Origin of the sequence: Pantoea sp. FN0302, from assembly GCF_050113775.1 — a bacterium.
GTDB lineage: Bacteria > Pseudomonadota > Gammaproteobacteria > Enterobacterales > Enterobacteriaceae > Mixta > Mixta alhagi.
Window position 1 is genome coordinate 130,500 of record NZ_JBNJSM010000004.1, and the last position, 12,732, is coordinate 143,231.

Annotated in this window: 13 protein-coding genes; 3 read left to right on the forward strand and 10 right to left on the reverse strand. The window is 55.1% G+C overall.

Features of this window, described 5'->3' with window-relative positions:
• Window positions 1-26 precede the first annotated feature (26 nt).
• The 3 genes from yacG to coaE are packed head-to-tail and all read right to left on the reverse strand — an operon-like array spanning window position 27 to window position 1,603.
• A complete protein-coding gene (gene yacG, locus ACQE32_RS15785; protein WP_085067994.1) occupies window positions 27-233 on the reverse strand; it encodes a DNA gyrase inhibitor YacG in 207 nt (68 codons plus the stop codon).
• Between the two features lie 10 nt (window positions 234-243).
• Window positions 244-987, reverse strand: a complete 744-nt coding sequence (gene zapD / locus ACQE32_RS15790) for a cell division protein ZapD (protein ID WP_426974478.1) — start codon at window positions 985-987, stop codon at window positions 244-246.
• 4 nt (window positions 988-991) lie between these two features.
• Window positions 992-1,603, reverse strand: coding sequence for a dephospho-CoA kinase (gene coaE, locus ACQE32_RS15795; RefSeq protein ID WP_427022074.1), 612 nt, complete (start codon window positions 1,601-1,603; stop codon window positions 992-994).
• Window positions 1,604-1,843: 240 nt separating this feature from the next.
• Here coaE and ACQE32_RS15800 point away from each other — a divergent pair, with 240 nt between their 5' ends.
• Window positions 1,844-2,884 carry a GMP reductase gene (locus ACQE32_RS15800; RefSeq protein WP_250651838.1) on the forward strand — a complete coding sequence of 347 codons (1,041 nt, stop codon included), beginning with the start codon at window positions 1,844-1,846 and terminating at the stop codon, window positions 2,882-2,884.
• Here ACQE32_RS15800 and hofC read toward each other — a convergent pair.
• The 4 genes from hofC to nadC all read right to left on the reverse strand — a co-directional run bounded on the left by hofC (window position 2,881) and on the right by nadC (window position 6,973).
• On the reverse strand, window positions 2,881-4,080 hold the full coding sequence (gene hofC / locus ACQE32_RS15805) for a protein transport protein HofC (RefSeq protein WP_427022075.1): 1,200 nt from the start codon (window positions 4,078-4,080) through the stop codon (window positions 2,881-2,883). The genes ACQE32_RS15800 and hofC overlap by 4 nt on opposite strands.
• Window positions 4,073-5,449 carry a type II secretion system protein GspE gene (gene gspE, locus ACQE32_RS15810; protein WP_426982132.1) on the reverse strand — a complete coding sequence of 459 codons (1,377 nt, stop codon included), beginning with the start codon at window positions 5,447-5,449 and terminating at the stop codon, window positions 4,073-4,075. Before gspE ends, hofC begins: the two co-directional genes overlap by 8 nt.
• Window positions 5,449-5,889, reverse strand: coding sequence for a prepilin peptidase-dependent pilin (gene ppdD, locus ACQE32_RS15815; RefSeq protein WP_426974482.1), 441 nt, complete (start codon window positions 5,887-5,889; stop codon window positions 5,449-5,451). The genes gspE and ppdD overlap by 1 nt, the downstream gene beginning before the upstream one ends.
• A 193-nt stretch (window positions 5,890-6,082) precedes the next feature.
• Window positions 6,083-6,973: a carboxylating nicotinate-nucleotide diphosphorylase gene (gene nadC / locus ACQE32_RS15820; RefSeq protein ID WP_427022076.1), complete on the reverse strand. Its 891-nt coding sequence runs from the start codon at window positions 6,971-6,973 to the stop codon at window positions 6,083-6,085.
• A gap of 346 nt (window positions 6,974-7,319) precedes the next feature.
• Here nadC and ampD point away from each other — a divergent pair, with 346 nt between their 5' ends.
• Window positions 7,320-7,895 carry a 1,6-anhydro-N-acetylmuramyl-L-alanine amidase AmpD gene (ampD, locus tag ACQE32_RS15825; protein ID WP_426974484.1) on the forward strand — a complete coding sequence of 192 codons (576 nt, stop codon included), beginning with the start codon at window positions 7,320-7,322 and terminating at the stop codon, window positions 7,893-7,895.
• Entirely contained in the window at window positions 7,892-8,746 is an 855-nt protein-coding gene (ampE, locus tag ACQE32_RS15830) for a beta-lactamase regulator AmpE (protein ID WP_426982089.1), read from the forward strand. Before ampD ends, ampE begins: the two co-directional genes overlap by 4 nt.
• Here the strand turns inward: ampE and ACQE32_RS15835 are convergent.
• The 3 genes from ACQE32_RS15835 to aroP all read right to left on the reverse strand — a co-directional run bounded on the left by ACQE32_RS15835 (window position 8,717) and on the right by aroP (window position 12,624).
• Complete coding sequence (locus ACQE32_RS15835; RefSeq protein WP_426974486.1) at window positions 8,717-9,691, reverse strand: glycoside hydrolase family 43 protein; 975 nt, start codon at window positions 9,689-9,691, stop codon at window positions 8,717-8,719. The two genes, ampE and ACQE32_RS15835, sit on opposite strands and share 30 nt — an antisense overlap.
• On the reverse strand, window positions 9,688-11,103 hold the full coding sequence (locus ACQE32_RS15840; RefSeq protein WP_426974557.1) for a glycoside-pentoside-hexuronide (GPH):cation symporter: 1,416 nt from the start codon (window positions 11,101-11,103) through the stop codon (window positions 9,688-9,690). Before ACQE32_RS15840 ends, ACQE32_RS15835 begins: the two co-directional genes overlap by 4 nt.
• Before the next feature lie 165 nt (window positions 11,104-11,268).
• Window positions 11,269-12,624 carry an aromatic amino acid transporter AroP gene (gene aroP, locus ACQE32_RS15845; RefSeq protein ID WP_426974487.1) on the reverse strand — a complete coding sequence of 452 codons (1,356 nt, stop codon included), beginning with the start codon at window positions 12,622-12,624 and terminating at the stop codon, window positions 11,269-11,271.
• Window positions 12,625-12,732: the final 108 nt, after the last annotated feature.

Genomic DNA, 12,732 nt, shown 5'->3' on the forward strand with positions numbered 1-12,732 from the left:
CAGAGGCGGCTTTGCAGCCCTGACAATTAATGACGGGGAATATCCTCTTCGCTCCAGTCATCGCTGTCTGACAGATCGTTACTGCTGGCGATACGTTTCTCTTCAGCAGCCCATTCGCCTAAATCGATAAGCTGACAGCGTTTACAGCAGAAAGGCCGAAACGGGCTCTGTTCACCCCAGATAACCGCCTTGCCGCAGGTTGGGCAGGCGACGGTAGTCACATCATTGTTCATCATTACACCTCTAACAACAGGCCAACTCGAAATCGAGACGTGCCGGAATTTCGCCACGTTCGCTGTCGAGCGGTAAAAAACGAATCGCATAACGGGTTTTATGGCCCGAAACCTGCGGGTACAGACTGACTTCCAGCGGTAGCTGCAGGCGCAGCAAATCGGCACCTTCAGCGTTATCCTGATAAAAGCCGTTCAGGCTGGTCTGATGGCGGAAAACGCCGGACTGGCGGATCAGCTCCAGAATCATAAACAATGCCTGGCGTAGCGGATCTAACGTCTCCATCCAGCTGGCGACCTGCGTATCCCGCAACGACTGATCAAGATGCAGCCAGACATGGAGCGTTGGCAAATCAAAACTGCAGCAGCCGCCGGGAATGCTTAAACGCTGACGCACCAGCGCAATAAGGCGATCTTCTCGTAAGGCCTGACCAATACGCGGCGCAGCCATTAGCTCGCTGGCGCGTGATTTTAGCTGCTGACGCAGCGCTTCTACACGCTGGATATCCACGCCCGGGACATCGCTCCAGGCCAGCAGTTTTTGTTGCTGGCGCTCCAGCTCTTTAAGGATCTCGGTACGCAGCTCTCCACGTTCAAAAACATCCAACAGCTCACTGATGTTGCGGAAAAATGTCAGAGCGGTAAGGTGACTGGTGATATTGATACTGGCCTGCAGCTGCTGGAGCAAAAACTCAATTCTTAGCCAGGTACGCATTTTCTCATTTAACGGGTGTTCAAAAAGAACGATTTTGCTCATGCTGTTAATCCTGTTTTATCGCTCCGGCCAGCGCCAGATAGCGCTGATTCAGTTCGGCGACCAGCGGCAACACTTTGTGAGGTTGCCCGCTGTTTTCAATAATGTCATCCGCTACGGCCAGCCGCGCCGCACGCGTGGCCTGGGCCGCAATGATTTTTTCAGCCTGTTCGCGCGTGATCTGGTCGCGGGCCATGGTTCGTTGAATCTGAACCTCAGGCTCAACGTCAACCACCAGTACCCGATCGGCCAGTTTTTCCAACCGGTTTTCTACCAGCAGCGGCACCACCCATAAGCACCAGGGCGAGCGGACCGCCGCCAGCTGTTGGCGCGTCTCGGCATGGATCAGTGGATGTAATAACTGATTTAACCAGGCTTTCTCAGCCGGGGAGTTAAAGATAGTCTGACGCAGCGCGGCGCGATTTAGCGTACCGTCCGCATGGAGAATCGTTGGACCAAAGCGCGTCGCAATTTCCTGCAATGCGGGCTGGCCTGGTTCTACTACCTGACGGGCAATAATGTCCGCATCAATAATTTCCACGCCATGCCCGGCAAAGGCGGCAGCAACGGTACTTTTTCCACTGCCGATTCCACCGGTCAGCGCGACTGTATAAGACATCTGTTCAGTTCCTGCTTCGCCTGTAAACACCTGGTTGCCTGCGATTAACCGCTAGCGACAGCTATAAATTTTGCCGTGGCGATCACATTAACTATCTTCAGGTAAATTTACGGGATTGTAGCGTAATTAAAGCCATTTTCGCAGTCTTGTACGCGCGTTTTTAGCGCGTATGATAACGTCACTGGAGCTGGCAGCAGCACCCGATCGTCAGATCGTCGCCAAAAACCCAGGAATGATGTTATGCGTATTGAAGAAGATCTAAAGCTTGGTTTTAAAGATGTGCTGATTCGTCCCAAGCGTTCTACTCTGAAAAGCCGCTCGCAGGTGGAGCTGAGCCGTGAGTTTACTTTTAAACACTCCGGCATCGCCTGGTCTGGCGTTCCCATCATTGCCGCCAATATGGATACCGTGGGCACCTTTCGCATGGCGGAAGTGCTGGCCAGCTTTGATATCCTGACTGCGGTGCATAAACACTACAGCGTTGATGAGTGGCGTGCCTTTGTTCAACGCGTGCCTGAACAGGTGCTGCAGCATGTCATGGTATCCACCGGAACCTCGGATGCGGACTTCACTAAACTGCAGGCGATACTGGCGCTTTCTCCCGCACTCAAATTTATCTGTATCGATGTGGCCAACGGCTATTCCGAACATTTCGTACAATTCCTGCAGCGCGCACGCGAAGCCTGCCCGGATAAAACCATCTGCGCCGGTAATGTGGTGACCGGTGAAATGGTCGAAGAGCTGATTCTCTCGGGTGCGGATATCGTGAAAGTAGGGATTGGCCCCGGCTCGGTGTGCACCACGCGGGTAAAAACCGGCGTAGGGTATCCGCAGCTGTCGGCGGTGATTGAATGTGCCGATGCCGCTCATGGTCTGGGCGGGCAAATTGTCAGCGATGGCGGCTGTTCAGTGCCGGGCGATGTGGCGAAAGCTTTCGGCGGCGGCGCAGATTTCGTGATGCTCGGCGGCATGCTGGCCGCGCATGATGAATGCGAAGGGCGCGTAGTGGAAGAAAACGGTGAAAAATTCATGCTGTTTTATGGCATGAGTTCTGAATCCGCTATGAAGCGCCACGTTGGCGGCGTAGCGGAGTATCGCGCCGCCGAAGGCAAGACGGTTAAGCTCCCGTTGCGCGGCCCGGTAGAGGCAACGGCGCGCGATATTCTGGGCGGCCTGCGTTCCGCTTGTACTTACGTGGGCGCGGAGCGGCTAAAAGAGCTGACGAAGCGCACGACTTTTATTCGCGTAGCGGAGCAGGAAAACCGCGTTTTTAACCGCTAACCAATCACCTCGCCCAGGTTAAAGATGGGCAGGTACATTGCAACCACCAGCGTTCCGACAATGGAACCGGTAATGATCATCATTACCGGTTCCAGCGTCGCTGCCAGCGTATCCGCCAGTTCATGCGTCTGGTTTTCATGCCACTGCGCCAGGCGTGCCAGCAGGTTATCCAGCGCCCCGGCTTCCTCACCTACCTTTATCAGTTGACGACAAAGCGGCGTAAAAAGCGTGCTATCCGCAATCGCTTGATGTAGCTGGGTACCGTCAGCAATCTTTCTCTGTAGCTGCTGCATTGCTTCGCGCCACAGTAACGGCGTGAGGGTATCTTCAACCGCCTGAAGCCCTTGCAGCAAGGGCAGCCCTGCCTGCTGCGTTAAAGTGAGGGTAGTAAAGATCTGACTAAGCAGGCTACCGCGCCACAAGGTTGCCAGCAGAGGCGTACGCAAGAGGCAGCGTTGTTCACGACGTTGCCAGCCGGGCCGATGTTGACGCAGATAGCGCCATGCGGCAAACAGGCACGCTATAGCGAGCGCCAGCGGAACAAACAGCCGTTGCAGCGCGGCGGAGAGAGTCAGCACGGCGGCGGTAAACGCGGGCAGCGGCGCATTAAACGCACGATAAATAGCCACGAACTCCGGCAGCACCAGTAACAGCATGCCAAGCGCCACCGTCAGGGCAACCAGTAAAATAAATCCTGGATAACGCAATGCGGTCACGACCTTTTTATGTAAGCGCAACTGCCGCTCCTGTTGGCTCGCCAACTGTAAACAGCAGCGATCCAGCTGACCGGTCAGCTCGCCAACCTGCATCAGGGCCGCATAGAGCGGCGGGAAGATCATCGGCCACTTTGCCAGCGCGTCAGAAAAAGGTGTTCCCTGCGCTACTTCTTCCTGCAACGCCAGCAGCAGGGCGCGCCAGCCGGCATGCGTCTCGCCTTCGCTTAACAGATGCAGCCCCACGGAAAGCGTTAAGCCCGCTTTTAACAGCGTTGCCAACTGATGCATCAACGCAATTTTTTGCGGCGTTTTCCAGTCTCTTGAGCGGTAATATCTGCCGCGTTTACAGGAAAGCGGCAGGAGATGCTGCTGCGCCATAATGGTCATAATTTGCTGCTCTTCCGACAGCAGCCAGCTTCCCGCAACGATTTCGCCTTGCTGATTCATCGCCTGCCAGTGCCAGAGACGACAGTTAGCCATGGCCGACACCTATTACCCGATAAACCTCCGCCAGTGAGGTCTCTCCCCGATTGACTGCATTCAGCCCTTCAATAAACAGACTGTTAAGCTGTTGTCGCTGAGCCAGCAGGCTTAAGGCTTCGCTACTGGCGTTTCCGGCAATAGCCGTTTGTAACTCACTGTTTATGGGAAGCATTTCAAACAGCGCCAGCCGGCCATAATAGCCAGAGAAGCAGTGATCGCAGCCCACCGCCTGCCAGGTCTGCAGTGGGCCAGTCCTGTTCTGCTCAGGCAAATCGTGGAGGGTTTCTGCCGGAGCGCGGCAGTGCGGGCAAAGACGGCGCACCAGACGCTGCGCAATGACCAGGCGCAGCGCTGAGGCCAGCAGATAGCCTGGAATGCCCATTTGCCCCAGTCGGGTCAGCGTTTCTGTCGTGGAGTTAGTGTGCAACGTGGATAGCACCAGATGACCGGTTTGCGCCGCCTTAACCGCAATCCCGGCGCTTTCCGCATCACGGATTTCACCCAGCATAATAACATCAGGATCCTGGCGCAGCAGGGCGCGCAATACGCATTGAAAATCGAGTCCGGCACGCGGGTTAATTTGCGTCTGGTTAACGCCCGGCAGGGGAATCTCCACCGGATCCTCAACGCTGCACACGTTTCTTCCCGGCTGATTCAGCGCGTGCAACCCGCTGTAGAGCGTAAAGGTTTTGCCGCTGCCGGTAGGGCCGGTAACCAGAATCAAGCCCTGCGGCTGGGCCAGCGCGTGGCGAAAATGGGCAAGGGCATCTGGCGGCATACCCAGCTTGTCCAGCGCCAGATCCTGCGCTTCGCTTTGCAGCAGGCGGATCACCGCTTTTTCTCCTGTACGCACGGGCAGGGTCGAAAGCCGAAAAGCTGCCTGTAAGCCCTGCAGCTGCAGGGTAAATTGTCCATCCTGCGGCAGTCGTCGTTCGGCGATATCAAGGTTGCCAAGAATTTTAAGGCGAGCGATCAGCGCCGCCTGCTGGGTTTCGCTAATGTTTTGCAGCGGCTGCAGCACTCCATCAATACGCAGCCGAACCCGCATACCTGTAGCACAGGGTTCAATATGAATATCTGACGCGCGGCGTTGAAAAGCCTGCAACAGGAGATGATTGACCAGCGGCGTAATCGGCTCCTGCGCTTTTTCTGCGTTGTCGCCCTCTGACTGAAGATATTGCTCCAGTCGCGCCTGCGGCCAGCGTTCGGTTTGCACGCGCCGCTGGCTGGTGAAATGCAGCGCTTCCAGCATCTCGGCAGAGGGCACTCCAGCCAGCGCAACGGTAATGGTTTTCTCGTCTTCATTGAGCAGCACCGCCTGATATTGACGACATAGCTCGCGCAGATTGCTTTCTGGCTCTCTCATCATGGATTCTCAATATCATCAAAGCGGAAAACAGCGCGACAGTTATCTTTCAGGCTGCCGTTACTGCTGTCACAGCTGCGTTGCCAGTTCATCTGGCCCTCATTGCTTTGCCACTGCGGCGTCAGCGTTACGGTCAGGCCATTCAGGCTCTCCTGTCCGGTCAGCTTAATGGTGCCAGATGCCACACTTACCGCAGAGACATAGCGCGAGCCCTTCGCGGTGGGAACGCCATTGCTGCCCGCGCTACAGCCAGACGTTGCGCCATGCTCAACGGCGCAAAGCTCAACCGCCGTTTTATAAGGCAGCATGGTTTGCAGCATATCGGTAAGGGCTGCCTTTTGCAGATAGCTCTGGTAAGCCGGCATGCCGATAGCGCTGAGTATGGCGACGATCCCAATAACAATCATCAGCTCAATTAGCGTAAAACCCTGTTGTTGCATATGTAACCCTCCATGTTGATAACCCGGCAGACGTTAATTTACAGAGCAAGGCGAGGCGAGAACGGGATAAACAAACAGGAAGCAGGACTGGAAAAAAGATGAGTTTGTTACTCTGGATGGCTCGCAGGCTGGAAGCGGGATCGCATATCTGGCTGAGGGAAGGTGGCGCGCAAACCTGGCGCCACAGGCGGAATTAATGAAAACGCATTGAAAGGTCCAGCGCGCGGACATGTTTGGTCAGGGCGCCAACCGAAATATAATCAACGCCGGTTTCTGCAAACAGGCGTAACGTCTGGTCGGTAACATTGCCGGAAACCTCCAGCAGCGCGCGGCGCTGGTTGATATTTACCGCTTCGCGCATTTGCTCAACGGTAAAATTATCCAGCATCACAATATCGGCCCCGGCGGCCAACGCCTGCGCCAGCTCATCCAGCGTTTCCACTTCTACCTCAACCGGCACATCCGGGTGAAGCCAGAGCGCTTTTTCAACCGCCTGGCGAATCGAGCCGCTGGCGATAATATGGTTCTCTTTGATCAGAAAGGCGTCGGATAAGCCCAGGCGATGGTTCTCGCCGCCGCCGCATAAAACCGCATACTTCAGGGCAGTACGCAGGCCTGGCAGGGTTTTGCGCGTATCCAACAGCCGGGTTTGTGTGCCTTCCAGCAGCGTGACATAGCGCTTTACTTCGCTGGCGGTGCCGGAAAGCGTTTGTACGAAATTAAGCGCGGTACGCTCAGCGGTAAGCAACAGGCGCGCCGGACCGGCAACGTCAAAAAGTTTTTGTTCCGGCTCAATGGTGTCACCGTCAGCAACATGCCAGGTTAGCTGCGCCTGATTGCCCAACTGAATAAACACTTCTTCTACCCAGCGTTTACCACAGAAAACACCGGCTTCCCGCGTGATAACGGTGGCCTGTGCCTGTTTATCGGTAGGCAGCAGACTGGCGGTAATATCATTATCTGCATTAATTTCGCCGCCGAGATCTTCGCGTAATGCTTGCTCTACGCTACCTGGAATGTCATCTTCGATACGTGAAAGCAGCGCCGCCCGTCGGCTCTCTGGATTATAACGTCGCTGTGTCATAGGGTTCCCGTCATGGTTTTTAGTGTGGGCTTAATGTAGCCTGGACGGCTGGCTGGCACCAGTAGAGCGTGAAAAAGTTTAGTGCACTAAACTTTTTTGCTACAAAGGTTTTTATGGTGGCGCTTTTGTTATCGCCAGGGTATTGGTGAATAAATTGGTTGCAAAGGAAACGGTAAATGTTCTCTTTAACCTGCCCACAAAAGGCCTGTCGGTTACCGGACGGCACCTGTTAACTGATGTCTCCCTACCGGCGCTGGAGACCTGTTTTTAACAGTGGCACAAGGAATGTAAAGAGAGTGACAAATTCATGTTAGGCTGTGGAAAAAAACGAACAGGAGACCCAGGCATGGAGTTAAAAGATGGCTGGCTAATGGGCGTTCGCCATGTGCCGTCGCCGCATTTCAATATTCGCCCGCAGGGAGAGGCTCCCAGCCTGCTGGTGGTGCATAACATCAGCCTGCCGCCCGGCGAGTTTGGCGGCCCGTGGATTGATGCTTTGTTTACCGGCACGCTCGACCCTGAGGCACATCCCTGGTTTGCCAATATTGCGCATCTGCGCGTGGCGGCCCACTGCCTGATTCGACGCGATGGGGAAATCGTGCAGTATGTTCCTTTCGATAAGCGCGCCTGGCATGCAGGTATCTCCTGCTGGCAGGGCCGCGATAACTGCAATGATTTCTCGATTGGCATTGAACTCGAAGGCACCGATACGCTGGCCTACAGCGACGCGCAGTATCAGGCTTTACAGGCCCTGACGCATCTGCTGATGCAGCATTATCCGATTACACCTGCGCAAATTACCGGGCACAGTGATATTGCACCGGCGCGTAAAACCGATCCTGGCCCGGCATTTGACTGGGCTCGCTTTCTGCGCGGCTTGCCGGAAGCCGCCAGCTTACATTTACCGGAGCGGAATGCATGACGCTTTTTTCCTTGTTACTGGTTTTAGGTTGGGAGCGCCTGTTTAAAATGGGCGAACACTGGCAGCTTGACCATCGACTGGAGCCTTTTTTCCGTCAACGCCGTCACTTTTCACTCTGGCGAACCATTGCCATGACGCTGGTGGTGATGCTGGTGGTTTTGGTGGTGATTCTGTCGCTGCGCGGACTGTTTTTTGGCATGGTACAACTGCTGTTCTGGATCCTGATTGGCATACTGTGTATCGGCGCGGGCTCGGTGCGGCTGCATTACCATGCTTATCTGAAGGCGGCCAGTCATGGCGATGCCAATGCCTGTAGCGCGATGGCGGAAGAGCTGACGCTGATTCACGGCATGCCGGTGGAGTGCAACCAGCAGGAAACGTTGAAGGAGCTGCAAAACGCGCTGCTGTGGATCAATTACCGTTTTTATCTGGCGCCGCTGTTCTGGTTTGTAGTTGGCGGTGCTTACGGGCCGGTGCTGCTGGTGGGTTACGCTTTTCTGCGTGCATGGCAGAGCTGGCTGGCAAAGCACCATACGCCGCTTGAGCGTGCCCGCTCCGGGATCGACCGTATTCTGCACTGGGTCGACTGGATACCGGTTCGGCTGGCTGGTGCGGCTTATGCACTGCTGGGACATGGCGAGCGGGCGCTGCCGGCCTGGTTTGCTGTGCTGAGCGACCTACGTCGCCCGCAGTATCAGGTGTTAACGCATCTGGCGCAGTATTCGCTGGAGCGCGACGAGCGGTGGGACAGCGTGGAAACGCCACGGATAGCCGTGGCGCTGGCCAAAAAGGTCTCGCTGGTGATCGTGGTCGTAGTCGCGTTACTGACTATTTACGGCACGCTGGTTTAGCAGCGTATCGGCTGGCGGCACGCCGAAGTCAGGCATGCCGTTAGCATCCCAGCGAATATCTTTAATGCGCGTATGGCGGTTCGGATCCCACAGCGGATCGCCTTCAATTTCCGTATAGTTGCGTGCGTGATAGACCAGCAGATCGTTACCCGCCTCATCTACGGTAAAGCTGTTGTGGCCCGGTCCATACTGCTGGTTTTCCCAGCTGGTGGAAAAGACCGGTCGGGCTGATTTGTTCCAGTTGGCTGGTTGCATTGGGTCGTCATCCACATCGATCCACAGCAGCCCCAGGCAGTAATTTTCATCCGTTGCGCTGGCTGAATAGCTCACAAACAGTCGGTTGCCGTGACGAATTACCGCTGGCCCTTCGTTGACGCTAAAGCCGGCACATTCCCATTCATATTCAGGACGGCTGAGCATCACCGGCTTGCCTTTTAGCGTCCAGGGATTCTCCAGCTCTGCCAGATAAAGGTTTGAGTTACCCGGGATTGCCGGATCCTTTTGCGCCCACAAATACCACTGTTTGCCCTGATGATGAAAGGTGGTGGCATCCAGCGAGAAGCTGTCGATAGGAGTGCGGATACGACCACGCTCCTGCCAGTTGCCGCTTAACGGATCGGCATCATCACAGGTCAGGGCGTACATCCGATGCTGAAACAGACCTTCTTTAATCTCGCGCGTTGGTGCTGCGGCGAAGTAGATCACCCATTGCCCATCGATATGATGAATCTCCGGTGCCCAGATTAATGCGCTCATCGGACCGACATCAGGCTTACGCCACACTACCACCGGCTGCGCTGCGGCAAGATCGACGAGGGTGTCGGCGCAGCGTAGCTCAAGGCGATCGTATTCAGGAACGGAGGCGATAAAGTAGTAGCGATCCTCGTAGCGTAAAATAAAGGGGTCCGCGCGTTGTTCAATTAACGGGTTGGGCCACTGAGTCATGATGCCGTTCCTTCTGGTTTAATATCAAAAGCATTGCCTTCGCGCAGCGCGCTCAGCTCACGATAGTTTTCACGCCGTTTCGCCAGATCCTGCTGAATGGTTTGCATTAAATGACGATCGACTTTTAACAGGCGAACCACGCCTGCGGTAATCAAATAACCGATGCCGGGGATCACGGTGAACAGCAACACAATACCGTTCAGCGCGCTGCTGCCCTGCTGCTTAGCGCCCGCATCATAGCCATAAAATGAGAGCAGGAAACCTACCATCGCCCCGGCTACCGCCAGACCGACCTTCAGGAAGAAGAGATTCCCGGAGAAGCTGATGCCGGTAATACGCTTGCCGGTTTTCCATTCGCCATAGTCATCTACATCCGCCATCAGCGACCAGTGCAGCGGAGAGGGAATTTGGTGCAGGATATTGAGCAGAAAATACATCAGGGTAACCAGCACCGTGGCCTGTGGATTAAGGAAATAAAAGCCGCAGGAAAAAATAGCCAGCGCGATGTTGGTCCAGAAAAAGACTTTCAGCTTACACCAGCGGTCGGTCATGACCTTCGCCAGCGTGCTGCCGATCATCATGCCAACCACGCCAAGACTGATAAACAGCGTAGCGAAGTGGGTGGATTGACCCATCACCCAGGTCACGTAATACATGGTGGCCGCCATGCGAATAAAGCCCGGACATACGTTACAAAAGGTCAACAGCAAAATTCGCACCCACTGGTCGTTTTTCCAGACATCGCGCAGGTCGTTTTTCAGGTCGTCATTGCTCGGCACAGCAGGGCGAATACGCTCGCGCACGGTAGCGAAGCAGTAAAGGAACATCAGCAGTCCGATAATGGCCATTACGCCCATCGCCATCTGATAGCCCCGCGCCCGATCGCCGCCGCCGAACCACTCGGTCATCGGTAACAGGGTAAGCGACAAGATTAGCGTCGCGATGCCAACCATTACAAACCGGTAAGACTGGCAGGAAACGCGTTCATGGGGATCGTTAGTAATGACGCCGCCCAGCGAGCAGTAGGGAATATTAATTGCCGTGTAGGCCAGCGACATCAGGAAGTAGGTGACAAAGGCGTAGACCACCTTGTATTCATAACTCCAGTCCGGCGTGGTAAACATCAGTACGCTAAATACTACATACGGAACTGATACCCACAGCAGCCAGGGACGAAAGCGGCCCCAGCGGCTTTGGGTGCGATCGGCGATCGCGCCCATCAGAGGATCGGTTACCGCATCCAATACGCGTACGGAAAGCAGTAACACGCCGACCAGCGCAGGCGACAGGCCAAAGACATCGGTATAGAAGTAGCTAAGGAACAGCATAATGGCGCCGCCAATCATATTACAGCCAGCGTCGCCCATGCCGTAACCCAGCTTTTCTCTAAAAGGAAGCGCAGAGCCTTTCATCATTTTATTCTCCTGTGAGCACTGGAATGATTATTACGGCTTAACGATTGCGGGCACTAATACAGGTTGGTCATCAAGATGGACAAAATAACTGCGAAGAGAAAAGTGTGAAGAGCGTAACTATTGGCGCAAACAAAACCGGGCGCTTATGCGCCCGGTAAATTATCAGCTTCGCTGCGATCGGTTTTTGATGGCGTAACCCATCGCCAACACTACCAGCCAGACCGGAATAAGCCAGACGGAGATCGCCATGCCCGGCGTCATCAGCATAATCACCAGAATCGCGGCCAGAAACACCAAACAGATCCAGTTACCGGCCGGATAGAGAATGGCGCGGAAACGGGTCTGCACGCCCTGACGATCTTTCGCTCTACGGAATTTCAGATGCGCCAGACTGATCATCGCCCAGTTAATCACCAGAGCAGAAACCACCAACGCCATCAGCAGGCCGAAGGCTTCGCCCGGCATCAAATAGTTAATCAGTACGCAAATCGCCGTAGCCAGCGCCGATACGCCCAGCGCAACATAAGGAACGCCGCGACGGTCGACCTTCAGCAGCGCCTGCGGGCCGCTGCCCTGTTTCGCCAGGCCATAAAGCATACGGCTGTTGCTGTAGACGCAGCTGTTATAGACCGAGAGCGCCGCCGTCAGAAACACCACGTTCAACACGTTGGCCACCAGCGTTTCACCAAGGTCGTGAAAAATCATCACGAACGGACTGCTTTCGCCAACCACCTTGACCCACGGATAGAGCGACAGCAGCACCGCCAGCGAACCGATATAGAAAATAAGGATGCGGTAGATCACCTGGTTAGTGGCACGCGGAATGCTTTTCGACGGATCATCCGCTTCAGCGGCGGTAATGCCGACCAGCTCCAGACCGCCGAACGAGAACATAATCACCGCCATCGCCATAACCAGCCCGCTAATGCCGTGCGGGAAAAAGCCGCCCTGCGCCCAGATGTTGCTGACCGAAGCCTGCGGGCCGCCCTGACCGCTCAGCAGCAGCCAGCCGCCAAACAGGATCATGCCAACAACCGCGACAACTTTAATAATGGCGAACCAAAACTCCATCTCACCGTAAACTTTTACGTTGGTCATGTTGATGGCGTTTATCAGAACGAAGAACACAGCGGCAGTGGCCCACGAGGGAAAGTCAGGCCACCAGACCTGAATGTACTTGCCGACAGCCGTGAGTTCAGCCATTGCAACCAGCACATACAGCACCCAATAGTTCCAGCCAGAAGCGAAGCCTGCAAAGTTGCCCCAGTATTTATAGGCGAAGTGGCTAAAGGATCCGGCAACCGGCTCTTCCACCACCATTTCGCCCAGCTGACGCATAATCAGAAACGCGATAAAACCGCCGATGGCATAGCCTAATAAGACCGATGGCCCGGCCATCTGAATGGTTTGCCCGATTCCCAGAAACAGGCCGGTACCCACGGCACCGCCCAATGCAATCAGCTGAATATGACGGTTTTTTAATCCGCGCTTCAGCGTATCGCCCTGCTGTTGTTCCATAAAAACCCTCGTGTTAGTTCTTCGCCTTCCCTGAAGAGTTGGCGCTGTAATGCCCGCAGACAGACGGTACGCTTGTATTTATACCGTTACGCTTTTTGTATTGTTTAT